Consider the following 26304-nt stretch of genomic DNA (forward strand, 5'->3'; position numbering starts at 1 on the left):
CCTCACCTTGCTCGCTGTATGTAAAATTGAGCTCTGTCCGTGCGACAAGCAAGGGCGCTGCTGCATCCTTGTCAGAGAGGACGACAGGATCTATCGGCCACTTTATGCCAATCTCTGGATCATCCCAGCGGATATTTCCGTCGCACTCCGGCGCATAGAGGTTGTCCGCTTTATACAGCACCTCGACATCATTGGTCAGCGTGATGAAACCGTGGGCAAAACCGCGTGGAATGAAAAGCTGTCTATGGTTCTCCGCCGAGAGCTCGACGCCGACCCACTTTGCATACGTTGGTGAGCCGCGCCGAATGTCAACGGCGACATCGAAGATTGTGCCGCGTGAGACACGCAGGAGTTTTGCCTGTGCCATGGGATTCAGCTGATAGTGCAGACCACGCAGCGTCCCCTTCTCTGCAGAAAAAGAATGGTTGTCCTGCACAAAGTCAACGAAGATGCCGGCATCCTCCATCTTCTTTTTCGACCAACTCTCCATGAACCAACCGCGTGCATCGCCAAAGACCTTTGGTTCAAGAATGAGAACCCCGGCAAGCGTTGTTTCAATTACATTCATATAATACTCCTATGTGTCCTTGATGAGGCGCTTCAAATAGATGCCGTACTCATTCTTCGCAAGGGGCTTGGCAAGGCGCAGGACCTGCTCCGCGTCAATGTAACCCATGCGGTAGGCGATCTCCTCAATGCAGGAGATCTTGAGCCCCTGCCGTGCCTGTATGGTCTGGACGAAGGAGGCTGCTGAGAGCAGCGACTCATGTGTTCCCGTATCAAGCCACGCATAACCGCGACGCAGGCGCTCCACATGAAGTTTTCCCGCTGCAAGATATACCTTGTTCACATCCGTGATCTCGAGTTCGCCGCGTGCCGAGGGACGAATGCTGCGCGCAATGTCGACGATGTCGCTGTCGTAGAAGTAGAGTCCCGTAACAGCATAGTTCGACTGCGGTTCTTTCGGTTTTTCCTCCAAGGAGAGTGCATTGCCGCTTTCGTCAAAGGAGACAACGCCGTAGCGCTCGGGATCGGATACATAGTAGGCAAATACCGTCGCCCCGTCCGTGCGGAGTACGGCGCGCTGCAAGACTTGTGCAAAGTCGGAGCCATAGAAAATATTATCACCGAGCACGAGCGCACAGCTCTCGCCTGCAATAAAGTCCGCACCGATGATGAACGCCTGTGCAAGTCCGTCGGGGCTTGGCTGTACGGCGTACGAAATGGAAAGTCCGAGCTGACTGCCGTCACCGAGCAGTTCCCGATAGAGGGCGCTGTCATTCGGCGTCGTAATAATGAGGATTTCCTTGATTCCCGCAAGCATCAGGGCGCTCAGCGGATAGTAGATCATCGGCTTGTCATAGATCGGCATGAGCTGCTTGGATACAACCTTCGTGAGCGGATAGAGGCGTGTTCCCGATCCGCCCGCAAGGATAATTCCCTTTTTAATCATCCCGTCACCTCTCTGAATTTTATTTGTATTTCATTTTACGGTGTTTTTCGACAGAAGGCAAGAAAAACCTGCCGCATTTTTCATGCGGCAGGTTCCTCCGAGAGAATGATTTTTCATCGTTACTTAAACATTTCCATGGTATGTGCGACAAGGATGCCGAACGGCGTACCGATAACGTAGCCCATCAGCGCCATCAGAATACCGACGGGGACAAGCGAGCCGGAGTACGTGCCCGCGAGCACGGGTGCGGATGCCGTGCCGCCGATGTTCGCGAGAGAAGCGACGCATGCGGTGAACATATCGAGTTTGAAGAGCCGTGCGAGGAAGAACATAAGTGTAAAGTGAACGCCGAGGATAATGAAGCCTGTCAGAATCCAGTACGGTGCATCACCGAGCTCAAGCAGCGACGCACGCGAGGCGAGCAGTGCGATGACGGAGTAAAGCAGGACGTTTGACATCTCTGCCGAACCCGCCACACGTCCAAGCGGCGAGACTGCGCCGATGAGTCCGAGCACCGTGATGAAGAGGATCGTCCACGTCGCCTTGTCGAAAAATGGGACGGCGGCATTGAGCATCTTTCCGACGTTCGCGCCAACTGCCGAGACAACCAGCGCAGTGCCGAGCAGGAGAATGAGACTCTGGAATGTGATCGCGCCCGTATTCAGCTTTGCATCCTCTTCAAGGCTGCGCGATACGGCATCAAGCTGGGTCGTATCAGCCTTATTCCACTTGTTGAAGCGCGGGGCGAGCGTAATGAGCCAGAGCAGGAACATAACCCAGATGGAGTAGTCAATGGAGTCAACAACAAGCGCATAGCCCATATCCGCCTCCGACACACCGAGCGCCGCCTGCACAGCGACCATGTTGCCCGATCCACCGAGCCACGAGCCGCAGAGTGCGCCGAGTGCCATCCACGAATCTGCACCGATCAGCCCCTTCATCACAAGGAAGGCAACAATAAAGCCAATCATAATGGTGACCGATGCAGAGAAGAATCCGAGCAGCATCCGCGGACCGAGTTTCAGCACCTTACGGATGTCGCAGCGCAGCAGCATGGTAAAGACCATTGCATACGTCAGCGCATTTTTCAGACCTGCATATGCCGGCTTTGTCGCCGCCATATCCCATGTACCGACGGTACAGAGCAGCATGGAGATGAGGTAGACGAGCACGACAGCGGGCAGGTAACGGAACAGCGTCCAGCCCGTCCCCTTTTCGAGCGTCACCAGAGCTCCCGCGAGCAGGATGAGCACTGCGACATAGGTAAATCCGTCCGTAATCATAGAATCCACTCCTTTGTTGCGATAAGACCAACCGAATACAATATAATTCCTTGAAGAACTACAATATTGATTATATAATAAAGCAACGAAAGAATACAATGGTCTTCTGCCCTAAAATGTGTTTATTTCTGAAAAATTTCTGTATGCCAAAGGAGGATTTTCATGAAAATCACAAAGGTCGAACTCGGAATGCTCTCTGTCCCTCTGCGCGTCCCGTTCAAGACAGCGCGGCGGCGCGTGGACAGCGTGGAGGATGTCATTGTCCTCATCCGAACGGATACGGGCATGACGGGCTACGGTGAGGCACCGCCGACAGGCGTTGTCACGGGAGATACAACAGGCGGCATCATCGATGCGATCCGCACCCACCTCGCCCCCCTGCTCATCGGGCGGAATGTAAATGAATTTGAGGATTTGATCCAGTCCGTACAGACCGCACTCATTCACAACTCGTCGGCAAAGGCCGCCGTCGACATGGCCCTCTACGATCTCTACGGCCAGCTATGGAACATCCCCGTACACAAACTGCTTGGCGGTGCAAAGGACAGCATTGTCACGGATATCACGATCAGCGTGAACGCCCCCGAGGAGATGGCACGCGATGCGCGCGACGCAATTGCACGCGGCTATGACACGCTCAAGATCAAGGTAGGCATCGATCCCTCGCTTGACGTGGTACGGCTCCTTGCCGTCCGAGAGGCAGTCGGCAAAGACGTACGCGTCCGCATTGATGCAAATCAGGCATGGAAACCTCGTGAAGCTGTGCGTATTCTTGCACAGATGGCAGAAAAGGGGCTCGATATCGAACTCGTCGAACAGCCCGTCGCCGCTGCGGACATCGAGGGGCTGGCCTATGTCACGCGCGAGAGTGACATCCCCGTACTCGCGGACGAGTCGGTATTCAGCCCTGCTGACGCCCTGCGCATCATGCAGTTGCATGCCGCTGATATGGTAAACATCAAGCTCATGAAATGCGGCGGCCTCTATCCCGCACAGCAAATCATCGCTGCCGCAGAGATCTACGGCATAGAGTGTATGCTTGGCTGTATGCTTGAGGCAAAGATCTCCGTCAACGCCGCCGTCGCTCTCGCCTGTGCCAAGAGGATCGTGACGCGCATCGACCTCGATGGCCCCGTGCTCTGCAGTGAGGATCCAATTGAGGGCGGCGCGGTCTTTGCCGAAAAGAACATCACGGCCTCCTCGGCACCCGGACTTGGCATTCGTGGAGTCGCAGGGCTGCATATGCTGTGAGGAGACGCCCATTGAGTACATCAACAAATTTTGCTGTCGGCGAACCGTTTCCCCTGCCCGTCCTCGCACAGGCAGACGGCGGAATGTTCCAAGTGGACAGGAACGGCATGATGTTCCTGCTCCAACTCTCACGCACGGACGCGATCGCCGTCGAGGCGTTCCGCACAGGAGAGATTGAACTCGCCGCAGCGGAGGTGAACGGCATTCTCTTCCTCCTCTACCGCATCGACGGCATCTTCAAGGACGGCTGGGGTGATGCGCCGCTCTCTCTCTCCCTCGTCAAGAAAGAACTGTTTCCCGACGAACAAAGCCTTGCCGATCCGACCATTCATCTCTATCTGATTGACACAAACCTAAAAATACTCCTCGCACAGCGAACGGCAAGCGTGCCCGAGGCGTTCGCAGAGATCATTCGCAGGAATGTGCGCGCACAAAAAGAAGCGCCGATCTCGGCGCTTGCATTCCAGAAAAAAGTCGCAGCAATCTGGGCGGAGAAATCCGCCGCCGATCTGCGTGCGATGGCAGGCGCAGCACATGTACTGCCAATGACGCTGGGAGGAAGGGTACATTAACCGCCCTTTCCACGTCAAACCTTGACAAGATTCTTATCTATAACTTATACTGAACATAACAAAGGCTGCCCTTTCCAGTTCCCGCCGGGGTCCAATTCCCCATGGCAACTAGAAAGGGCAGCCTTTTTGGACATTCGATTGCTTTGAAAAATTTTCTTCTTACGAAACGTAGTACACGCGGTTCGCACGACGTGCAGGCGGCTTTGGCAGACTGCCGTCCGCATAACCAAGGGCGCAGTGCCCGATGCCGATATAGTCCCCCGTGATGCCGAGTTTTTCCAGCAGCTCCTGATAGGCAGGCTCCTCGAACTCCTCCTTCGCGCGATTGATCCAGATCGTGCCGAGTCCGAGCGCGTGTCCCGCGAGCATGAGGTTGCCGAGGACGAGACTGCCGTCCTCAACCGCCGTATGCACCGCCTTCGGTGCGAGCACTATGAGGATAACGGGCGCACCGTAGAAGGGATCAAAGTCCTCCTTCCACCCGCCGATGCGGCAGTTGTCACGCGAGATCTGCGCACGGAGATCCGGGTTTGTCACAGCAACAATGATGGGTGACTGCTTTCCCTTGCCGCTCGCAGCGTACAGCCCCGCCTCGATCACCTCGTCGATGAGTACCTGCGGCACAGCATCGGACTTGAACTTTCGAATACTGCGCCGCTCGATCATATCCTTGATGGTCGTATTCATTGACCTGCTCTCCTCGCTTTGATTTCGGCGACAATGCGCGCGACGAGTGCTGTCCGTGCAAACGGCGTGATGATATAGTAGCCGTCAATATACGGCTCAATGTCCTTCGCGATCTCGAGCGAAAGTTTTACAGCAAGCTCCTCCGCTGCCTCCCGATCGAGTCCGTGATAGGCGTTGATGATGCGTTCTTCGACATGGATGCCCGTGATCTCGCTCTCCATAAAGCGCGCATTGCGCTCGCTGACGACAGGCATGATGCCGCCGAGGATGAGCGCCCCCGGCAGGGTATCGCGTGCCGTGCGCAGATTCTCCTTCGCCCGTGCACTCAGGACGGGCTGGGTGAAGAAGCCTGTCATGCCCGCCTCCAGTTTCTTTTTGGCAAGCCCGAGCTGCGACGGGAAATGCTTCGCATTCACGTTGAGTGCGCCAAATACATGGAATGGAACGACATCACCGCGCTCTCCGAGGCTCTTGATGAATGCCGACAGTTTGCGTGAGTTGAACTGATAGACGCTCTTCACCTCGTCGCGCTCTGCCGTCGGGATGGGGTCACCCGTAATTGCAATCATATTGTGGATCCCCTCGGCACTCAGCCCGAGCAGGATGGACTTGATCGCGTTGAGGTTGCGGTCACGGCAGGTCATATGCGGAATCGGCTCGAGCCCGAGGCCGCGCTGTACGCGGCCCGAGAGCATTGCGGCATCCATGCGCGCGCGCGCAATGGGGTTGTCTGCGATTGTGATGGCGTGAACGCCCGCCGCCTGTAGTTCCCGTGCACCCGCGATGAATTTGTCTGCATTTCCGGTGTCGGGTGGGTCGAGTTCAACCGCGATGGGGATTTGCCCCGCTTGCAGAGCCTCGAAGAACGGGCTGTGCGAGGGCGTCAGTTCCGTGCGTTCCTGCTGCACGTGCGCCCCCTCAGCCGCAGCTCCGCCTTCGAGAGCCTTGCATAGTGCACGAATATGCTCCGGTGTGGTACCGCAGCAGCCGCCGACGATCGTGACCCCCTCACGTGCGACAGCGGCAAGTCCCTCGCCGAAGTAATCCGGCGCACTCTCGTAAAAGGTACGGCCGTCGATGACAATTGGATGCCCCGCGTTCGGCATGAGTGAAAGCGGCAGCGTACATGTGCCGAGAAGACGAACCAGCTCCTTCATCGACTGGACGCCGCTGACGCAGTTGAAGCCGACTGCATCGATATAGCCGCTCTCCGTGACCTCACGTACAAGCTCCTCGACGAAGTAACCGTCGCGTGTATAGCCGCCGGGAAATGCGGAGAACGATGTCAGAATGAATGCGTCAGGCGCAATCTGCTTGATATGCGCCGCCGTCTCAACAAGGCCCTCCGCTGAGGAGTTGGTCTCAAAAAGAAAGTGACGTGCACCCAGCGCAAGGAACGTATCAACAAGAAAACAGTTCTCCTCAATGATATCTGCACGCGGCATGCCCGTGACCGGACCGATATCAGCAAAGACATAAGCATTGAACGGCTCTGCCGCACGCGCGGCAAGCTCCCATCCCGTGCGGATGATGCCCTGCACCAGAGCCTCTTCCCCTTGATAAACGATACGATTCGCGGCAAAGGTGTTGGTCTTGATTGCCTGCGCTCCCGCACGCAGGTACTCCGTATGGATTTCCTCGACGACACGCGGCGTCTCGATGTTCGCAAGTTCCACGCCCTTGCCGCGCGTATGTGTTTTTTGGGCATAATAGGTGCCCATGCCGCCGTCAAAGACGAGCGGCTCTTTTTTTAGATGTTCCCGTATTGTCATGCGTTCCTGCGCCATATATGCAGCCTCCTTGCCGGCTTTTCTATCCCAGTACGCGGCGTGCAATCTCAACAATGCTGCGCGCGTCTCCCGCGTAGTAATCTGCGCCAATCTCCTTCGCATAGTCCTCGGTCAGCACTGCACCGCCGACAATCGTCTCACACGGATGTCCCGCATCGTGCAGAGCTTCGATGGTCTTTTTCATCGCCGTGACAGTCGTCGTCATCAGTGCGGAGAGCCCGATCAGTCCGACCTTTTTTTCAATGGCAACCTCCACGACGCGTTGGATGGGCACATCGCGGCCGAGGTCGATGATCTGATAGCCATAGTTCTCAAGAACGACCTTCACAATGTTCTTGCCGATGTCGTGGATGTCCCCCTCTACTGTCGCGAGGATGATCTTGCCCTTCGATACGCCCTGCCCTTCCTCGGCGAGCCGCACCTTGATGAGCTCGAGCCCCGCCGTCGCCGCATTCGCCGCGTTGATGAGCTGCGGGAGAAAGATGATTTCCTTCTCGTAGCGATCGCCTACAATATCGAGCGCGGGGATGACCTTCTCCTGGATGATCTCCATCGGTGCCATCTCCGTGAGAAGTTTTCGCGTGATGCGCTCTGCATCGTCACTGAGTCCACGGATGATCGCGTCCATCAGAGGGTCAGCCTCGCCCGCACTGTCCGCTGCGGCAGTCTGCACTGCACCCGCCGCCTCATCACCCGTAATGCCGAGTTCCTTGCGCCGGCGCATCTCCGCCTGCTCGGGAGCAAAGCGCTCGATGTAGGCGGCGCAGTCCACATCCTCCCCCGACACCGCACGGAAGGATACAACAGCGTCCATAACGCCCTTTGTGTTTGGATTGATGATCGGGAAATCGAGTCCGACGTGCATTGCCTGAATGAGGAAGTTCTCCGTCATATGCCCGCGCGCGGGCAGACCGAACGAGATGTTGCTGACACCGAGCGCACAGTGAAGCCCCAGACGTTCATGCACCTCGCGGACGGCACGCAGCGTCTCCATCGCCTGTTCCTGCTGTGCCGAGACGGTGAGTGTCAGGCAGTCGATGATAATGTCCTCACGATCGAGGCCGTACTTCTCCGCCTCCGTCACAATACGCTCGGCGATGGTGACACGCTGCGCCGCCGTCTCTGGCAGCCCCTTCTCGTCCATCGCAAGTCCGAGTACCGCCGCCCCGTAGTGCTTTGCGAGCGGGAAGATGGCATCCATGCGCTCACGCTCACCGCTGACCGAGTTGATGATGACGCGTCCGTTCGTCACGCGCAGAGCTGCCTCGATCACCTTCGGGTTTGCCGAGTCAATCTGCAGCGGCAGATCGACAACACTCTGCACCGCCTTGACAACGTACGGGATAATCTTCTCCTCGTCCACGCCCTGCGCACCGACGTTGATGTCGAGCACCTGCGCGCCCGCCTCCTGCTGGGAGATCGCAAGTTTCTTGATGTAGCCGTAGTCCTCGTCGAGAAGTGCTTGTTGGAGGCGCTTTTTTCCCGTCGGATTGATGCGTTCGCCAATGACATTGAGCTTGCCATACTCCGCGACGCGTCCCGGTGAGGCAACGCCCTTGCGTTTTTTTCGCGCAGGACGCTCTGTCGCCCCCTCTGCCACCGCTGCCGACAGCGCGCGGATAAAGTCAGGGGTCGTCCCGCAGCAGCCGCCCATAATGACGGCGCCGCGCCGTGCGAACTCCGTCATCTCGCGTCCGAAATCCTCCGCCGTCATCTCATACGCGCCCGTGCGGGGGTCGGGGAGCCCTGCATTCGGCTTGACAATAATCGGCAGATCCGTCCACTCCATGAGTTCATCTACAATCGGGACAAGCTCCACAGGGCCAAGCGAACAGTTGACGCCGAGTGCACTGACACCGAGTGCATCAAGCGTAACTGCAACGGACGGAACGGCTGCGCCGAGGAAGGTGCGCCCATTCTGCTCGAATGTCATCGTCACCCAGATCGGCAGCTTCGTATGCTCCTTTGCTGCGAGCACCGCCGCCTTGACCTCATAGAGATCGGTCAAGGTCTCAAAGATCACGAGATCGGCACCCGCCTTCTCACCCGCGGCAACCATCTCGCGAAAGAGCTCATAGGCATCCTCGAACGAGAGCGTCCCAAGCGGCTCGACGAGCTCCCCGATGGGACCGATATCGAGCGCGACGCGCACGCCCGCAACCCCTGAGTTCTCCGCTGCACGCCGCGCAGTTGCGACGTTCGCGGCGATCACCTCCGCCACGGTCTTGCCCGTCCCTGTAAGCTTGTGCCCATTCGCACCGAACGTATTGCTGTAGATCACACGGCTGCCCGCCGTGATGTAGTTTCGGTGAACCTCCTCAATCACCTCGGGATGCTCCATCCCGAAGAGTTCGGGGCGCTCGCCCGGTGCAAGCCCACGCGCCTGCAGCTCCGTGCCCATGCCTCCGTCTAATATAATAATGTCGCTCATTTCATATCTCCTATTTAATGTCTTTCGGTTTTTGCACCTTCCCGACATCTGCGTCCCGCCTTGCGGAACGGACAGTTGCGGAACATCAGGCAGTGCTCGCAGTCAGGCGGCCGATGTGGCTGCGGTGTTCGCGCGATGCCCATGATCGCTGTCACGGATTTGCGCGGCACCATGATCGTCGTCGGTGTCAGCGAGACCCCGACGCGCCGCGTCATGTCGAGCAGCGCAAAAAATTTTGGCTGCTCCGTGATCGGAAGATCACCGTAGCCAGGACTGAATCGATCCGTCAGATAGCGCCCCTCCGCTTCCACGGCGCTTCGCATATCGCTCTCAAAATTGTTGCAGATATTTTCGATCGCCGTGCTCGCGCACGCATCCATGATCACAGAGTCGGCGGCATTTGTCACCTCATAACGCATCATCAGCCGCTCGACACCGGGGCCGAGCGTCGCTCCAAAGAGGACGACCTCCTCACACGGCTCAAGCATCCGTGGGATGTCATTCCCTGCAAACGTCACGCCGAGCACAGCCCCACCTTCAAGAGGAGCGTGACGATACGTCAGGCGCGGTGTCGCCGCCGCAAGCACCTCATCCGTACAGCGCTTGATCTGCGCCGCGATCTCCTCCGTCAGTTCCTGTCCGCGAAAGCCGAGATACTTTAGAATCTCATTCATATTCAGCGTCGTAAAACGCGGTTCAAACATAATCTCTCCTAATTTTCCGTAATGCTCTATAACACACAAGTTAAGAGATTATATCACATTCCGCCGCTCCTCACAAATATACTTTTGTCATGCGTTCATAAGTGTGCTATAATACTGCCTTGTCATTTTATATTGCAACTGTAAGGGGGAAACGGAATGATAAAGGAAGCGATCAAAAAAATCGTAGACAAGCAGGATCTTGGCTACGACGAGGCATATGCGGTCATGAATGAAATCATGTCGGGCGAGAGCTCGGCAGTCGAGAACGCCGCCTATCTCGCTGCACTCTCTACGAAAAGCAGCGGCATGGAGACCATTGCGGAGATCTCAGGATCTGCCGCCGCCATGCGCGCGCACGCGGAGCTGGTCGAACACGACATGGAGGTCATTGACATCGTCGGTACGGGCGGCGACCACTCGGGCAGCATCAACGTCTCGACGACGGCGTCCTTTCTTGCAGCGGCGGCAGGGCTCAAGGTCTGCAAGCACGGCAACCGTGCAGCCTCCTCGAAGAGCGGCACGGCGGACTGCCTCGAAGCACTCGGCGTGAACATTGACCAGCCGCCCGAGAAGGTGCGCACGGAACTCAGCTCCGTCGGCATGGCATTTCTCTTTGCCCAGCGTTATCATCAGTCGATGAAGCACGTCGGGACAATCCGCCGCGAGCTCGGCATCCGTACGGTGTTCAACATCCTGGGACCGCTCACAAATCCATCGCGCCCCTCCTATATGCTGCTCGGTGTCTACGGAGAGCATCTGCTGCGCCCGCTCGCAAAGGTACTGCCCGAACTTGGCGTGAAGCGTGCACTCATTGTTCATGGAACGGACGGCATGGACGAGATCTCGGTCGGTGCGCCGACGCTCGTACGCGAGATTGTTGACGGCACGGAGAGCGCCTATGAGATTCGTCCCGAGGACTTCGGCATTGCGCCCGCATCCAAGGACGCAATCCGTGGAGGCACACCTGAGGAAAACGCTGCCGTCACGCGCGGCATCCTCACGGGTGAGATCACAGACGCGCGCGCCGATATCTGCCTGATGAATGCAGGAGCTGCGATCTACATCGGCGGCGCGGCATCCTCCATCGCCGACGGCATCGCCGCGGCACGTGCTTCCATTGCTGACGGTTCAGCACACCAAAAACTTGAGGATTTCATCAAAATCTCCCAATAAAGGAAAGGATTTTGCATCTATGCAGACACTCGAACGACTCAGTAACTTCGTCTCCCGCTACATGGCATTCTTCGTTATTCTCATCGCGGGCATCTCACTCTTTCAGCCGTGGACATTCAAGTGGACAGTGCCGTGGATCACCATTCTGCTCGGCATCGTCATGTTCGGCATGGGCATGACCCTGCGCTTCGCCGATTTCAAGCTGGTTCTGCAGCGCCCGCGCGACGTCTTCATCGGTACGGTCGCGCAGTTCGGCATTATGCCGCTGCTCGCATGGGGGCTTGCACACGCATTTTCACTCCCGCCTGAGCTTGCGGCGGGCGTCATCCTCGTCGGTACCTGCCCCGGCGGAACCTCATCGAACGTCATGACCTACCTCGCGCGCGGTGATGTAGCACTCTCCGTCTCCATGACGATGGCGTCCACCATCCTTGCACCGATTATGACTCCGCTCCTCACGCTCTGGCTGGCAGGTCAGTGGATTGACATCCCGGCAGAGAAGATGATGATCTCCATCGCACAGGTTGTCATTGCACCGATCCTCCTCGGTATTCTCATCAATCACTTCTTTGAGCGCCCCGTTCAGAAAGCAGTCAAGGTACTCCCTCTCATCTCCGTGGTCGCAATCGTGCTCATTGTCGGCGGTGTCGTCTCCGCGAATGCGGGACGCATCATCGAGACAGGGGCACTCATCATGGTTGTCGTCATGTGCCACAACCTCCTCGGCTATTCACTGGGCTTCCTTGTCGCAAAGCTGCTCGGCATGAATATGGCAAAGGTCAAGGCGGTCTCCATCGAGGTCGGCATGCAGAACTCGGGGCTTGCGACCTCACTCGCTCTTCTGCACTTCGGTGCGGCAGCGGCGATTCCCGGCGCACTCTTCAGCGTTTGGCACAACATCTCGGGGTCACTCGCTGCAAACTACCTATCCAGTCGAATGAAAAAAAAGAACGAGTAAAAGTTTCCCGCAGCTCCTCCAAAAAATCTAGGACGTTTGGAGGGGTTTTTTTATTTATGTTGAATTATAACAGACTGAGAGAAACAATCCTCGCTTCCACGGTATTGGATGCAGGTTGTCAGCGCCGTTTGTGCGTATTATCAAAAGAGGTGAAGGAATGAAATTAAAGACAAAAATGCTCCTGTGGATTGGAACGCCGCTCGTCGTGATTTTTACCGCGATGGCAGTGTTCTCCTACTGGCAGGCGAGCGACATGATCGAGAAGGCAACGGAACGCGAGATGCGTGCGCTCTCGGAGTTTCACGCCGAGGAAGTCAATCGCATGGTTGAGGGACCGAAGGGAATCCTCGAAGGCGTCGGCCGCGTATGGTCGACGAATATACCGACGGATGAGCGGTTCCTTCAAACAGCGAAGGACTTCACCGCACGTCCGGACATTGATTCCCTCTATATGGGTTTCCCGCGCGAGACAAACCGCCCCTTCCTCTACAGCGAGGAGGGCATTGTTCCTCTTGATGAGTTCGACGCAACGAGCCGTCCGTGGTACAAACTCGCAGAATCCAAGGAGGGTGTACAGCTCAACGAGGTCTCTGCAAATGAGCGCACCGGCAAGCCGACGCTTGCCCTGACCCGCGCCATCCGTCACGAAGGCCAGCTGCTCGCCGTGATGGGACTCGAGACTAACTTTGCCGATATTCAGAATATCGTCGCAAAGATCAAGATCCGCGAACATGGCGCTGCATTCCTCCTCGATGATAAGGGACGCTTCATCTACCACTCTGCTCTCGGACTCGACGACAATGTGCATGCACAGGGCGAGGAAGATGCGCGCCGCCTCCTCTCAAAGGAGCCTATTTTCTTTACCAACACATACGCAGGTGTTGAGAACTACTACGCTGTCCATCCGGTCGGCACAACGGGCTGGTCGCTTGTCCTCTTCGTGCCGAAGGCAGAGGTGCTCGCCGATGTAAACAACCTCAAATGGACGATGATTGTGGGACTTCTCGTCTCCCTCGCCCTTCTCTGCGGTCTGCTCTATAAAATTGCCGACTCGATTGCAGGCCCCCTTGAGAATATGGCAGGGGCAGCGCAGGAGGTGGCAAAGGGCAATCTCGCCATCGTCCCGCCCCAGATGGATCGCGATGACGAGATCGGACAGCTCCACAACTCCCTGCTCACAATGGTCAAGAACCTGCGTGAGCTGATTCAGAAGACGGCACAGACCTCCGAACAGCTCGCCGCCGCCTCCGAGCAGCTGACTGCCTCGGCAGATCAGTCGGCACAGGGCGCACAGAGTGCAGCCGAAGCGATCGTGAAAATCACGGGCAGCACCATCGAGCAGAATGAGGTTGTCGATCAGTCCTTTAAGACGGTAGACGGCATCACTCACGCGATCAACGAGATCACGATGGGAATCTCGGATGTCTCCGCCGCAACTCATCGTGCCGAAACAGCAACAGTCGAGGGACAGCAGGGACTCGGCATTGCCGTGAGAGGCATGGACGTGCTCAACCAGAGTGCAAGCGACGTCTCCGATGCTGTCACGGCGCTCTATGAGAGCTCCAAGCGCATCTCCGAGATCGTCGAGATGATTACCGAGATCGCGGGACAAACAAACCTCCTCGCCCTCAACGCGGCCATCGAAGCAGCACGCGCGGGTGAACAGGGACGCGGCTTTGCCGTCGTTGCCGAGGAGGTACGCAAGCTCGCCGAGCAGTCCGAGACAGCGGCGCAGGAGATCACAGAGCTCATCACCGAGAACGCAAACCGCATCGAGGACACGTTCAAGGTCATGCAGGAGCAGAGAGAACACGTCGGTGAGGGCGTCAAGCATGTCAATCAGGCGGGCGAACAGTTCGATCGTATCGCGGGTGTTGTGAGCGAGCTCACCGAGAAGGTGGACGCAATCCTGAAGAGCACCGAGGGTATCAAGGCGGGCAGTGACCGCATGACCAATTCGGTGAAAGCCGTACAGAAGGTCTCGAACGCTGTCCACACAGAGGCAGAGAACGTCTCTGCTGTTTCTGAGGAACAGGCAGCCTCCATGCAGGAGATTGCGGCATCCAGTCAGACCCTTGCACAGCTCGCACAGGATCTGCAGCGGATTGTTGGCGGCTTCAAACTCTAACCAATCAAATTTGACAAAGAAGGCACCGTTCGTACAGAGCGGTGCCTTCTTTTTGTATCATTTTAATTTATTAAATTCGAATTTACACTTTATTTCGCTTTATTAAAGGGTAATGTGTTTTTATGTCGAATGCTTACAGATAGGTTTTTTCGGAGCGCATACAGAAAGGAGTTGGTGTTATGAAGCTGCAGTCGAAGATGCTCCTCTGGATCGGAGGATCGTTCATCGCAATCTTTATTGCGATGGCAGCATTCTCCTACTGGGAAGCGAGCAGGATGATCGCGTCGGCAACACAGCGAGAGATGAAGGCTCTCGCCGAGTACCACGCCGAGGAGATCAACAGTCTGGTACAGGAACAACGCGGTATATTGGAGGGTCTTGGACAGATATGGTCAACGGAGCTGCCGTCCACAGATGCCTTTACTTCTGCAGCGGCGGACTTCAATGCACGGCCTGACATCGACGGCATCTATCTCGGCATCCCCGGCCGTGACTTCCTTTACGGACACGAGCGCATTGTACCAAAGGAGGAGTTTGACCCAACCACACGCCCGTGGTACCGAATTGCGAAGGAGAATGACGGCGTACAGGTCTCGGAGGTATTCATCAACAAATTCCATCAAAAGAAGGTCTTTGCCCTAAGCCGTGCGCTTCATCCAAGTGACGGAACGGAAGCAGTTCTCGGGATGGATGTCCCCTTCTCCAGTGTGGAAAAAACCGTCGCCGCCTTCAAGATCCGCGAAAGCGGTGCCGCCTTCCTGCTCGACGACAAGGGACGCTTTATCTGCCATTCGGTGCTGACAATGGACAACAACGTCCACGAGCAGGGCGAGGAGGCAGCAAAACGCTTCCTTTCGAAGGAGCCGCTCTTCTTTGAATCCAGCTATCAGGATGTCGACTACTACTACGCCGTCCACCCTGTCGGCAATACAGGCTGGTCGCTCGTCCTATTTGTGCCGAAGGCAGAGGTGCTCGCCGATGTGAACACCCTGAAATGGGCAATGATAGCGGGGCTGCTCCTCGCCCTCGCCCTCCTCTCCGGGCTGCTCTACGCGATCGCACGCTCGATTGCAGGGCCGCTCGAGAATATGGCCGCAGCGGCAACCGAGGTTGCAAAAGGAAATCTCGGCATCGTTCCGCCCGAACTGAATCGCACGGATGAGATCGGACAGCTGCACAACGCATTTCTCGCGATGGTCAAGGGGCTGCGCGAACTCATTCAGAGCGCGGCACAGACTGCAGAGCAGGTTGCCGCTGCCTCCGAACAGCTGACCGCATCGGCAGATCAGTCGGCACAGGGGGCGCAGCACGCAGCCGAGGCAATCGTCAAGATCACGGGCAGCACCGTCGAGCAGCGCGAGGTCGTCGACGAGTCCTTCCAGACAGTGGATCGGATCACGCACGCCATCAATGATATCACCAACGGGATCACGGATGTCTCTGCGGCAACGCAGCGCGCGCAGACTGCCACAGTCGAGGGACAGCAGGGGCTCGGCATTGCCGTGAAGGGGATGGATGTCCTCAATCAGAGCGCACAGGATGTCGGCGATGCCGTGACGGCACTCTATGAGAGCTCCAAGCGCATCTCCGAGATCGTCGAGATGATTACAGAAATTGCGGGACAGACGAACCTCCTCGCTCTCAACGCCGCCATTGAAGCGGCGCGGGCAGGCGAACAGGGACGAGGCTTTGCCGTCGTCGCCGAGGAGGTCCGAAAGCTTGCCGAACAGTCTGAGAATGCTGCGCAGGAGATCACGGAGCTCATCACAGAGAATGCGAACCGTATTGAGAGCACGTTCAAGGTCATGCAGGAACAGAAGGAACGGGTTGGCGAGGGCGTCACACAGGTCAATCAGGCGGGCGAACAGTTCGACCGCATTGCAGGCGTCGTCAAAGAACTCTCGCATAAGGTGGACACGATTCTGAAGAGCACCGAGGGCATCAAGGCGGGAAGCGAGCAGATGTTCAACTCTGTCGAATCGGTGCAGAAGGTCTCGAATGCCGTGAGTTCCGAGGCGGAGAACGTCTCTGCCGTCTCCGAGCAGCAGGCAGCTTCCATGCAGGAGATTGCGGCTGCAAGCCAGACACTCGCACAGCTTGCACAAGATCTGCAGCGGCTTGTGGGACGCTTCCAACTCTGAGTGTTTCTGTTGAAACCATACACAAAGGGGCTGCCCCGTTGGGGCAGCCCCTTTGCTGTTCCGATTCTCGCCGAGAATACGGATTAGTGATTGAACATATTGCGCAGTGCCTGCTTGTTGACCTCACGGTTCAGCTGTGCAAGATGCTGCGTAAGCTTGATGCTCTTCGGACAGACGCGCTCGCAGTTCTGGCTGTTGCCGCAGCTTGTGATGCCGCCCTTCTCCATCAGCGCATTCAGGCGCTTCGGTGCGTCGAACTTCCCGAGCGGATGGAGGTTGAAGAGAAGCGTCTGCGCCGTCGGTGCGGGACCGATGAAGTCAGACTGCGGCCCGACATTCGGGCACGCCTCAAGGCAGCAGCCGCAGGTCATGCAGTGTGAGAGCTCATAGCACGTCTCTGCCGTATACGGATTCTGGATCGGGGCATCCTTGTTGTCCCATGTACCGTCCACCTCGACCCAGCCATGGATGCGCTTGAGGCTCTCAAACATGACCGAGCGGTCGATAAGAAGGTCGCGGATCACGGGGAACGTACGCGCCGGCTGGACGCGGATCGGCTGCGTGAGGTTGTCGACCAGTGCGCAGCATGCCTGCTGTGCGTGGCCATTGATGACCATCATGCACGCACCGCAGACCTTCTCAAGGCAGTTGCACTCCCAGACCGGAGGCGGAACGCGCTTGCCGTCCACCGTCACGGGGTTCTTCTGGATCTCCATGAGGGACGCAACGACGTTGAGACCGGGACGATAGTCGACCTCGAACTCCTGCGTATAGGGGTTCTCGTTCGGTCCATCCTGACGCTCGATGATAAAACGAACTTTTTTCTGTTCTGCCATGACTTCTATCCTCCCTTACTCCTTCTTGGCGACGGCGTAGTTACGCGCACGCGCCTTGATGAGCGAATGCTCGAAATCCATGTAGCTGACCTGAGGCTCCTCGGTCTTCGGATCGTAGTCCACGATGGAGGTCTTCATGAAACGCTCATCGTCACGGCCGTAGAACATGAGCTCACCTGCCTCATCCGTCATACGTTCGCCCTTGTCGTCAAGCAGGATCTTCGCATGTGCGCCGCGGCTCTCGTCACGGCAGCGTGCCGCCTTCGTAACCGCCATCGCATAGAGGATCATGTTGCGGAGCTGACGCACGAACATGGCTTCCTGGTTCGCCCATGTGCCGTGATCGGTCACACCGATATCATCCCAACGCTTGAGGATGTCCTTGAGCTTCTCAAGGCAGATATCAAGACCCTTGTTGTCACGCTCGATCGAGACGTAGTCGTACATGATCTCGCCCATCTCCTGATGGAGTTTGTGCGCATTCTCGGAGCCTGTCATGTTGCGGATCTTGTCGAACTCCGCGACACATTCCTTGCGTGCCGTCTCGAGTTCTTCCTCCGTGAGTGCCGTGCCGAGCTCGCCGCTGCGTGCCCAGCGCAGAGCCTCAGGACCCGCAACGTAGCCGGAGTAGCTCGCCGAGAGAAGCGAGTTCGCCCCGAGACGGTTCGCACCGTGATACTGGTGATCGCACTCGCCCGCCGCCATGAGACCGGGGATGTTCGTGTGGTGCATACGGTCGACCCAGATGCCGCCCATCGAGTAGTGCACAGACGGGAAGATCTCCATCGGCACCTTGCGCGGATCCTGACCGACGAACTCGGAGTACATCTCGAGAATGCCGCCGAGCTTGTGCTCGAGGTAGTCCGCAGGGATGTGCGAGAGGTCGAGGTAGACGCGGCGGTCGTTGTTGACACCGAGCCCCATGTGTACGCAGACCTTGAAGATCGCGCGTGAGGCAACGTCACGCGGAACGAGGTTGCCGTATGCGGGGTACATCTCCTCAAGGAAGTACCAAGGCTTTCCGTCCTTGTACGTCCAGACGCGTCCGCCCTCACCGCGGCACGCCTCGGACATGAGACGGTTCTTATCCGAGCCGGGGATTGCGGTCGGATGGATCTGGATGAACTCGGGGTTGCCGATGTGCGCGCCCTGCTGGTATGCGGAGGAGACCGCCGAGCCGTTGCAGATGGTCGATGCCGTGCAGCGACCGAACACCTGTCCGGGGCCACCCGTCGCGAGGATGACGACATCCGCAGGGAATGCCTTGATCTCGTTTGAGTTCATGTTCTGTGCGACCAGACCGCGGACGATGCCGTCCTTGTTCTTGATCGCGCGGATGTATTCCCAGAACTCGTATTTCGTGATCTTGCCCTTGACCTCCCAACGGCGCACCTGCTCGTCGAGTGCATAGAGAAGCTGCTGCCCCGTCGTAGAACCGGCAAAGACCGTGCGCTTGTTCTTCTGTCCGCCGAAGTTGCGCAGATCGAGTACGCCCTCGGGCGTACGGTTGAACGGAACACCCATGCGGTCAAACATCTTGACGAGCTTCGGTGCTGCCTCAACCATGCCCTTGACCGCAAGCTGGTCGGCAAGGAAGTCGCCGCCGTAAACGGTGTCGTCGAAATGCTCGTAGACACTGTCGTGCTCGCCCTTTGTATCCATGCAGGCATTCATGCCGCCCTGTGCGCAGAGCGAGTGCGAACGCTTCACCGGGCAATAGGAAAAGAGGTCGACCTTACCGCCGCCCTCGCAGATCTTCAGTGCTGCAAGAAGTCCCGCAAGACCGCCGCCGATGATCGCAATGTTGTTTTCTGGTAGCTTAGCCATTCTTACTCTCCTTTGCTGCGGTTCTTACATGAAATAGCTTGCCATAAAGGCGAGCGTAATGAGACTCATCAGCGTGCAGAGACCCATCGACAGTGCGTTGATCACAGACTGTGCACGTGGTCCCTTTGCGATGCCCCACGTCATGCAGAACGTCGAAATGCCGTTGCAGAAATGGAAGATCGCTGCGAGCATGCCGATCGTGTACAACACCGTGTGGAGGATCGCATAGTCGCCGGTCACAAAGTAGGTGTAGAGCAGGTCATAGTTGATATGCGTTCCCATGACGCCCTTTTCCCAGACACGCATATAGCCGACGTGCCAGATGAGGAACGGGATGAGCAGCCATGCCGTATAACGCTGCACGGCAAACTGCCAGTTGCGGACGTAGCCATAATTGCTCGGGTTGTTCTTCGCCTGTGCCGCAATGTAGATGCCATAGATTGCGTGGAAGAGAATCGGTACGGCGATGGCAAAGACCTCGAGCCCGTAGAACACGGGACGCGGGATGAGCTCCATCATGGCAAGTGAATCATTGAACGCCTTCGCCCCGCCCAGCACGGTTGAGTTCGTGAAGACGTGCTCGAAGAGGAACACGCCGATGATGACGAGTCCGACCAATGAATGCAGCCGCCGCATGTAAAAGGTTGTGTGGAACATTTCATACCTCCTGAAATATGTAGACCTTTGGAGCCGCAGCCTCGGAGCATATCCGAGGCTGCGCCCCCGAATGATTTGTCATGCGCCAAACCATCGGCATGAACACGTTGATGAGGATGTGCGAGGCGGAATGCGAGCCGCCTTAGAGTTTCCGATAGGGCTTCTGCCCCATCTCGTAGAAGTTGTTGCCCTCGGAGTCAATCACGACGATGCAGGGGAAATCCTCGACCGTCAGCTTTGCAACCGCCTCCGGGCCAAGCTCGGGATAGCCAACTACTTCGTACTTCTTCACGGATTTTGCGATGAGCGCTGCGGCACCGCCGACTGCGGCAAAATAGGTAACACCGTTCTTCTTCATCGACTCCACAACGGCCGCCGAACGTGAGCCCTTGCCCACCATGCCCTTGATGCCCTGCTCAAGCATCGTCGGCGTGTAGGCATCCATGCGGCCGGAGGTCGTTGGCCCCGCCGAGCCGATCGGATCGCCCGGCTTCGCCGGTGTCGGTCCGAGGTAGTAGACGATCTGATCGTGCCAGTCAACCGGCAGCGGCTCGCCCTTCGCGAGAGCCTCCGTCATCGCCTTGTGTGCTGCATCGCGCGCGCTGATGATCGTGCCCGTGATGAGAACGCTGTCGCCCGCCTTGAGCTTACGCGACATTTCCTCCGTGAACGGAGTCGTAATACGGATACTTTCCGCCATGAGTATTCCTCCCTAATGATAATACACAGAAAAGGCTGTTACAGGACGCGATGCGCATGCCGGAGGGCATGGCAGCAGATCGTCACCGCAACGGGGAGGCCCGCGATGTGCGTCGCGCCCCATTCAATGTTCACGGCAAGTGCGGTTGTCGTGCCGCCAAGCTGCGGTCCGATGCCCGTCTTGTTGATCATCTCGAGGAGCTCACCCTCGAGTTTTGCATACTCGGGCATCGGATGACGCTGGTCGATCGGACGCGTAAGTGCCTTCTTCGAGAGGAGTGCCGCCTGATCCATCGTGCCGCCGATCCCGACACCGACCACCTCAGGCGGACACGGATTCGGGCCTGCGTGCTGGATGATCTCCATGACCGCCTTTTTCACACCCTCCACGCCGTCCGCAGGAACAAGCATCTTGACGCCGGACTTGTTTTCCGAACCGAAGCCCTTCGGCGCAATCGTGATGCTGAGCTTGTCGCCCGCAACGATCTTCGTGTAGATGACTCCCGGCGTGTTGTTCTGCGTGTTCTTGCGGTTAAAGAGCGGCTCCGCGACAACCGACTTGCGCAGATACCCCTCCGTATAGCCCTTGGCAATGCCCTCGTTGATGGCATCCTCAAGGAGACCGCCTGTGATATGGAGATCCTGCCCGACCTCCACGAACACAATCGTCATGCCCGTATCCTGGCAATACGGACGATCCTCTTCGCGCGCGATCTCGGCGTTGCGGATGATCTGATCCAAAACGACCTTTCCTACGGGTGACTCCTCCGTCTCTCGCCCCTTTTTGAGTCCCTCGTAGACATCATTCGGGAGATAGTACGCCGCTTCTTTGCACATCTCGGCGACGTTCTCCGTGATTGCTTGTGCGCTTAGCTCTCGCAAAGTAATCCCTCCTATAAATATAACTTATACACAGGTTAGTTAGACTATATCATATTTTTTTCTTGCTTTCAAGTCTTTCAAATTTGCCGTAAAGCCTTGAAAAAAGTGAATCTCATTCAAATTGGAAATGAGATTCACAAGCTGAAATAATATCGTTCTTTTGCGCTTTTATCTTATTGTTTTATATTTCAATCGAATCATTTACCTCTAAATAATTTATTGTTTATATTGTATTTGTTATTATATATATAAAATCCATATCTTATGATATGGATTTTATATGGTAAATTTTTTTGAAAATTTTTTATATAGAAAAACCCTTGAATTTGCGGGCTTTCGTACATTTTTTCACAATCAAATGCGAATGAGATTTACCTGGGGAGTCTCTCCTGCATTCAGATCCACAAGCATGAACGAACCACGCTGCTCATCACGCGGGCGGGCAATGCTGCCGGGGTTGAGTACAGTGACTTCTCCGTGCTCCTCAAGAGCAACGTGCGTATGCCCATATACGGCGATGTCCGCCCCCGCCTCACGCGCTGCCTCTTGCAGCATCGCCGTATCGAAGCGCACGTTGAAGAGATGACCGTGCGTCAAAAAGATACGATGCCCCGCGACTTCGACAACCGCTTCCTCATAGACCCCATCCACGAAGAGGTCGCAGTTGCCAAGCACACGCGCAACGCTCTTCTCCGACAGGATCTCCAGATCGTCCGCATCGGGTGCAAAGTCCCCCGCGTGCAGCCACATCTCTGCCTCCGCTGCACCAGGGACGGCAAGCATCTTTTCAAACATGCGCGTATCTCCGTGACTGTCACTGACAATTCCGATTCTCATAGCAAACTCCGATCTGTGCACGCAGCTTCATTTCACTTGAAAGAGAGTGCGCAGCTGCTCTTTCATATTGTTCAGCGCCGCGCCGCGATGGCTGATCGCATGCTTCTCCTCGCGGGTCAGCTCTGCCATCGTGCGTCCGTCCGCACAGTAGAAATACGGGTCATACCCAAAGCCCTCCGTCCCCCGCGCCTCGGGACGGATAAAGCCCGTACACACGCCCTCTGCGGCGAGCTCCTCCCCAGCCGTAAGTGCAAGAACGAGCGCGCAGTGATAGGCGGCAGCCGCATTCTCTGTACCGCGTGCCCGAATGTCCGCAATCAGCTTCGCATTGTTCGCCGCGTCATCACCGTGCACGCCCGCATAGCGTGCCGAGTAAACACCGGGAGCACCGCCCAGCACCTCCACAGAGAGCCCCGAGTCATCGGCAAGCGCAGCGAGCCCCGTCTGCTCCATGTAGTAACGCGCCTTAATCCGCGCGTTCTCCAAAAAGGTCGCGCCGTCCTCCACAGGCTCCTCGATCTCCCCCGCATCCGGCAAGATTTCACGGATGCGCGAGAGCGGCACGAGTCGTACGGGCAGTCCCTCGAACGCCCTCTCCATCTCGCGCACCTTTCCTGCGTTCGACGTGGCAATCAGTATGAGCTTTTCTTCCATGCTATCCCTCCCGCCCCGGCAGCCATGAAAGCACGGTGCCGAGCGCCGTCTTTTGATGGTCGATGAGCTCGCGTATCCCGTGTTCTCCAAGATCGAGCAGTACATTCATCTCCGTGCGCGAGAACGAACGGCCTTCGCCTGTTCCCTGCACTTCGACAAACGCTCCCGCACCCGTCATGACAAGATTCATATCCACCATCGCGGCAGAATCCTCCTCATAGCAAATGTCGAGGAGCGGCGTGTTCTCCGCACTCACGCCGACACTGACCGCCGCCACGTAGTCACGCACGGGAAAGACCCCGTGCTTCGTGTAAAATGTTGCACACGCCTCCACAAGTGCGACAAAGGCACCCGTGATCGACGCCGTGCGCGTCCCCCCATCCGCCTGCAGGACATCGCAGTCAATGTGGATCGTGCGCTCACCGAGTGCCTGTGTATCTACCACTGCGCGCAGAGCACGCCCGATGAGCCGTTGAATCTCCTGCGTCCGCCCCGTCTGATGTCCGCGCATCGCCTCGCGCGCCGTACGCTCCGTGCCCGCACCGGGAAGCATGGAATACTCCGCCGTCACCCAGCCCGTCCCCGTGCCTTTCAGAAAGAACGGCACACGCTCCTCGACCGTCGCCGCACACAGGACGCGCGTATGTCCCATCTCAATGAGGGCGGAGCCTGCAGGATAGCGCTGATAGCCGCGCTCGATCCGCACGGGGCGCAGCTGGTCGGCACGCCTCAGATCTCTTCTTGGCATGAAAGTTTTTCTCCTTTATGAGAGTCGTTCAAAAAAGCGGGAAGAAGTCACTTCCCGCTCCTATTTTACGCCGTGTGGGTCTCCTGATACTGCCGATAGTTCTTGATGATGCAGATGGGTGTCTTCTGCGAGGCATTGCCGAACGGATTGTCAAGCAGCAGCTGCGCTGCGAGTTCCCCGTTCACCCCGTCCGACACCCCGACTACGCGTGAACGCCTCAAATCGTTCACGTCCGCAATCATTCCGCCGAACGCCCCCACGCGGTCACGAATCCGTGCAGCAACCCGTTCCGGCTCCGCAGGACCATAGACGATGCACTTATCGAATGGCGGCATCGTGCCCGTCACGTCATCGATGAGAGCCGCCTCCTTGCCGCCCCACTGGTAGAAGAGCCCGCTCTTGCCGACGAGCTTGCCGAGGAATCCCGCAAAGAGCGCAAAGAGGACGCGCCACTTCCCCTCCACATCCATCAGTGCCTGCATTCCATGCGGACTCGCAAGACTGCCGTAGTCGGGGATGAAGCGGCACGCAAAGCATGCGGCACCCGAGATCTTCAGCTCCTCGGGGCGCGCGATGCGCCCCTGCGTCACGGCGACCACACTCTCTGCACAGCAGACAAGGTCATCCGCCGTCACCTGTGCCCCCGCATAGTACTCGATGGCATCCACGATGTCATCTGCATCGGTCAGAATCCGCGTCGGAACGGGGAGAATATTCAGCTCAGCCATTCTTCCTGCCCCCTTCCTGCACAAGTGCAACCCCAGCAAGCGCGCCGATCTCTGCTGCGGTCACCTGCAGCATAATCTTGGAGTAATGCGCCGGCAGACGCCCCGTCTCCTGATAGATGAGATCCATGCGGAAGTCCGGCAGATGTGCAATCGCCTCTTCGAGTGTATTTCCCTTGCGTCCCTCAATGGAGAGTTTAAGGACGAGGTCGATGCGCTCACGTTTCTGGATCAGCACCGCCTCGAAATAATCGTCCTCACGTACTGTGCCTGCAAGTTCCACCTTGCCGCGCACCAGTGCGCCGTCGTACTGCTCGTAGGGCAGCTGCACGCGCAGAATCGCGTCCATGATCGTCGCGCACTGCTTGCCCTCGTTTGCAAACGGAATCGTCGCACCGATCACAAGGCGCTCCGCCGTGCGCTCGACGACAGAATACGCTGTCATCTCATCGACTTTCGGTACGACCTTCTCTATACCGAGATAGGCAAAGAGCGCACGCCGCCCGATTTCTTCGACCAACAGCACCGCAATCAGAACGTGCAGCCACCAATTAAATTCAGATCCCAATGTCCCGTCCCTCTTTCTCCGCGATCATCGCCGCCTCCAGCGGCTCATAGAACTCCTTCGGCAGACGTGTGATGTGCCCCGTCTCGCGGAGCGTGAATACATTCTCCGAAAAGCCCGTCACGAGCACCGTTCCCGCCGCATTCAAAATGCGGTACGAAAACGCCATCTTCGCTCTCGTCAGTGCTGTCGCCGTTGTCTCAATCACAAGTTCATCATCAAAATGCCCAGGCGCGTGGAACTCAGCCCCAACCTTCGTGATGGGAAAGACATAGCCCGCCTCCATCAGTGCTCCCAGTGTGATGCCGATGCGGCGCAGATAGGCAACGCGCCCGATCTCGAACCAGCGAATGTAGTTCGCGTGATGGACGACCTCCATTGCATCCGTATCGTAAAAATTCACCCGATGTGTCACATGAATCGGCATGAATACTCCCTTCCTTCAAACAATCTCCTCCATGCGGGCGGCGCGCTCAATGGAACGCTCCAGCCGCGCGATTGCCTCCGTTCCTGTGATTGGACGCCCGGAGGCAAAGAACCTGCAGGGAGCCTTTGCCACCCCCGCAGGTACGGTATGAACGCCCGCCCGCCGCGCAAGCTCCTCAATCGACCCCTCATTTCCATCTACAAAATGCATGGTCTTTGGAAGAATGCGCCGCAGCGTATCCTTAAAGTAGTTGAAATGCGTACACCCGAGAACGATGGAGGAGTAACGAATAAGGTCGAACGGCGCGAGGGCGTTCCACAGATACTCCTCCACGCGCGGGGAGACGAACTCCTCGCGCTCTGCAAACTGCACAAGACGCGGCAGAGCAACGAGATCGATGAGATGGTTCGTATCGTACTCCTCGATGAGACGGCGCAGCTTCTCTCCGCGCACGGTGATCGGCGTCGCCGCGACGAGGACACGCCGCTCCGCATCCTGTGCGAGCGCCTTCTTTACCGCCGGCTCCATGCCGATGATCGGTACATCGTAAATGTTGCGCATTTCCTCTGCCGCGACGGAGGTCGCCGTATTGCAGGCGATGAGTACAGCGTCTGCGCCCTGCTCCTCGATGAGGAAGGTCACTGCGTCGCGCACATAGCCGCGTACCTCCTCCTCGGTCTTCGTTCCGTAGGGCACGTGATCGCGGTCGGCAAGGAAAAGGAACTCCTCAGACGGGAGTACCCGCCGCGCGTGACTGAGCACGGTCAACCCGCCAATCCCCGAATCAAACAGAGCAATGCGCATACGCCCATCTCCTCCTTTGCGTCAATGATATTGTCCTATTATAGCAACTTCTTCTGTCTTTGACAAATCACA

25 protein-coding genes (1 of these 25 only partly in view) are annotated in these 26304 nt (G+C 57.2%); 6 read left to right on the top strand and 19 right to left on the bottom strand.

Annotated features, from left to right (window positions below):
- The 3 genes from rfbC to BCS37_RS07865 form a co-directional block, all read right to left on the bottom strand.
- Positions 1-568, bottom strand: partial view of a dTDP-4-dehydrorhamnose 3,5-epimerase gene (rfbC, locus tag BCS37_RS07855; protein ID WP_069180926.1) — the 5' portion only. Its footprint begins 35 nt before the window's first position; only the first 568 of its 603 coding nucleotides appear in the window; the start codon lies at positions 566-568; its stop codon lies beyond the left edge, outside the window.
- Positions 569-577: 9 nt separating this feature from the next.
- On the bottom strand, positions 578-1453 hold the full coding sequence (rfbA, locus tag BCS37_RS07860; protein WP_069180927.1) for a glucose-1-phosphate thymidylyltransferase RfbA: 876 nt from the start codon (positions 1451-1453) through the stop codon (positions 578-580).
- Between the two features lie 119 nt (positions 1454-1572).
- The gene (locus tag BCS37_RS07865; RefSeq protein WP_069180928.1) at positions 1573-2736 is read right to left on the bottom strand and encodes a DUF819 family protein; all 1164 of its coding nucleotides are present in this window, start codon (positions 2734-2736) and stop codon (positions 1573-1575) included.
- Positions 2737-2898: 162 nt separating this feature from the next.
- Here BCS37_RS07865 and BCS37_RS07870 point away from each other — a divergent pair, with 162 nt between their 5' ends.
- Together BCS37_RS07870 and BCS37_RS07875 are read left to right on the top strand one after the other, a co-directional pair.
- Complete coding sequence (locus tag BCS37_RS07870; RefSeq protein WP_069180929.1) at positions 2899-3987, top strand: dipeptide epimerase; 1089 nt, start codon at positions 2899-2901, stop codon at positions 3985-3987.
- Between the two features lie 11 nt (positions 3988-3998).
- Positions 3999-4559, top strand: coding sequence for a hypothetical protein (locus BCS37_RS07875; RefSeq protein ID WP_069180930.1), 561 nt, complete (start codon positions 3999-4001; stop codon positions 4557-4559).
- Between the two features lie 159 nt (positions 4560-4718).
- Here the strand turns inward: BCS37_RS07875 and BCS37_RS07880 are convergent, their stop codons facing one another.
- Genes BCS37_RS07880 through BCS37_RS07895 form a run of 4 tightly spaced genes read right to left on the bottom strand, consistent with a single transcriptional unit; the run spans position 4719 to position 10171 of the window.
- On the bottom strand, positions 4719-5246 hold the full coding sequence (locus BCS37_RS07880; protein ID WP_069180931.1) for a nitroreductase: 528 nt from the start codon (positions 5244-5246) through the stop codon (positions 4719-4721).
- Positions 5243-7033, bottom strand: a complete 1791-nt coding sequence (locus BCS37_RS07885; RefSeq protein WP_069180932.1) for a bifunctional homocysteine S-methyltransferase/methylenetetrahydrofolate reductase — start codon at positions 7031-7033, stop codon at positions 5243-5245. The genes BCS37_RS07880 and BCS37_RS07885 overlap by 4 nt, the downstream gene beginning before the upstream one ends.
- 25 nt (positions 7034-7058) lie before the next feature.
- Complete coding sequence (locus tag BCS37_RS07890; protein ID WP_069180933.1) at positions 7059-9467, bottom strand: homocysteine S-methyltransferase family protein; 2409 nt, start codon at positions 9465-9467, stop codon at positions 7059-7061.
- 14 nt (positions 9468-9481) lie between these two features.
- The gene (locus BCS37_RS07895; protein WP_069180934.1) at positions 9482-10171 is read right to left on the bottom strand and encodes a vitamin B12 dependent-methionine synthase activation domain-containing protein; all 690 of its coding nucleotides are present in this window, start codon (positions 10169-10171) and stop codon (positions 9482-9484) included.
- A gap of 156 nt (positions 10172-10327) precedes the next feature.
- Here BCS37_RS07895 and trpD point away from each other — a divergent pair, with 156 nt between their 5' ends.
- The 4 genes from trpD (at position 10328) to BCS37_RS07915 (ending at position 16571) form a co-directional block, all read left to right on the top strand.
- Positions 10328-11344, top strand: a complete 1017-nt coding sequence (gene trpD, locus BCS37_RS07900; protein WP_069180935.1) for an anthranilate phosphoribosyltransferase — start codon at positions 10328-10330, stop codon at positions 11342-11344.
- Positions 11345-11363: 19 nt separating this feature from the next.
- Entirely contained in the window at positions 11364-12302 is a 939-nt protein-coding gene (locus BCS37_RS07905; protein ID WP_069180936.1) for a bile acid:sodium symporter family protein, read from the top strand.
- 157 nt (positions 12303-12459) lie between these two features.
- A complete protein-coding gene (locus BCS37_RS07910; RefSeq protein WP_069180937.1) occupies positions 12460-14430 on the top strand; it encodes a methyl-accepting chemotaxis protein in 1971 nt (656 codons plus the stop codon).
- A 179-nt stretch (positions 14431-14609) separates the two neighbouring features.
- Positions 14610-16571 (top strand): methyl-accepting chemotaxis protein, encoded by a 1962-nt coding sequence (locus BCS37_RS07915; protein WP_069180938.1) that lies wholly within the window; start codon positions 14610-14612, stop codon positions 16569-16571.
- An 83-nt stretch (positions 16572-16654) separates the two neighbouring features.
- Here the strand turns inward: BCS37_RS07915 and sdhB are convergent, their stop codons facing one another.
- The 12 genes from sdhB to murI all read right to left on the bottom strand — a co-directional run bounded on the left by sdhB (position 16655) and on the right by murI (position 26232).
- On the bottom strand, positions 16655-17407 hold the full coding sequence (sdhB, locus tag BCS37_RS07920) for a succinate dehydrogenase iron-sulfur subunit (protein WP_069180939.1): 753 nt from the start codon (positions 17405-17407) through the stop codon (positions 16655-16657).
- Between the two features lie 15 nt (positions 17408-17422).
- Entirely contained in the window at positions 17423-19234 is a 1812-nt protein-coding gene (gene sdhA / locus BCS37_RS07925; RefSeq protein WP_069180940.1) for a succinate dehydrogenase flavoprotein subunit, read from the bottom strand.
- 24 nt (positions 19235-19258) lie between these two features.
- Positions 19259-19891, bottom strand: a complete 633-nt coding sequence (locus BCS37_RS07930) for a succinate dehydrogenase (protein WP_069180941.1) — start codon at positions 19889-19891, stop codon at positions 19259-19261.
- A gap of 142 nt (positions 19892-20033) precedes the next feature.
- Positions 20034-20591, bottom strand: coding sequence for a Fe-S-containing hydro-lyase (locus BCS37_RS07935; RefSeq protein ID WP_006692615.1), 558 nt, complete (start codon positions 20589-20591; stop codon positions 20034-20036).
- Between the two features lie 38 nt (positions 20592-20629).
- Complete coding sequence (locus tag BCS37_RS07940) at positions 20630-21472, bottom strand: fumarate hydratase (RefSeq protein ID WP_069180942.1); 843 nt, start codon at positions 21470-21472, stop codon at positions 20630-20632.
- Between the two features lie 354 nt (positions 21473-21826).
- Positions 21827-22309 carry a metallophosphoesterase gene (locus BCS37_RS07945; RefSeq protein WP_069180943.1) on the bottom strand — a complete coding sequence of 161 codons (483 nt, stop codon included), beginning with the start codon at positions 22307-22309 and terminating at the stop codon, positions 21827-21829.
- Between the two features lie 27 nt (positions 22310-22336).
- Entirely contained in the window at positions 22337-22963 is a 627-nt protein-coding gene (rdgB, locus tag BCS37_RS07950) for an RdgB/HAM1 family non-canonical purine NTP pyrophosphatase (protein WP_069180944.1), read from the bottom strand.
- Between the two features lies 1 nt (position 22964).
- Entirely contained in the window at positions 22965-23711 is a 747-nt protein-coding gene (gene rph / locus BCS37_RS07955; RefSeq protein ID WP_069180945.1) for a ribonuclease PH, read from the bottom strand.
- Positions 23712-23776: 65 nt separating this feature from the next.
- Entirely contained in the window at positions 23777-24439 is a 663-nt protein-coding gene (locus BCS37_RS07960; protein ID WP_069180946.1) for a F420-0:Gamma-glutamyl ligase, read from the bottom strand.
- Positions 24432-24980 carry a hypothetical protein gene (locus tag BCS37_RS07965; RefSeq protein WP_442984042.1) on the bottom strand — a complete coding sequence of 183 codons (549 nt, stop codon included), beginning with the start codon at positions 24978-24980 and terminating at the stop codon, positions 24432-24434. Before BCS37_RS07965 ends, BCS37_RS07960 begins: the two co-directional genes overlap by 8 nt.
- A gap of 13 nt (positions 24981-24993) precedes the next feature.
- The gene (locus tag BCS37_RS07970) at positions 24994-25428 is read right to left on the bottom strand and encodes an acyl-CoA thioesterase (RefSeq protein WP_069180948.1); all 435 of its coding nucleotides are present in this window, start codon (positions 25426-25428) and stop codon (positions 24994-24996) included.
- 15 nt (positions 25429-25443) lie between these two features.
- On the bottom strand, positions 25444-26232 hold the full coding sequence (gene murI, locus BCS37_RS07975) for a glutamate racemase (RefSeq protein ID WP_069180949.1): 789 nt from the start codon (positions 26230-26232) through the stop codon (positions 25444-25446).
- Between the last annotated feature and the right edge of the window lie 72 nt (positions 26233-26304).

Origin of the sequence: Selenomonas sp. oral taxon 920 (assembly GCF_001717585.1) — a bacterium.
In the GTDB taxonomy this organism is placed as follows: Bacteria; Bacillota; Negativicutes; order Selenomonadales; family Selenomonadaceae; genus Centipeda.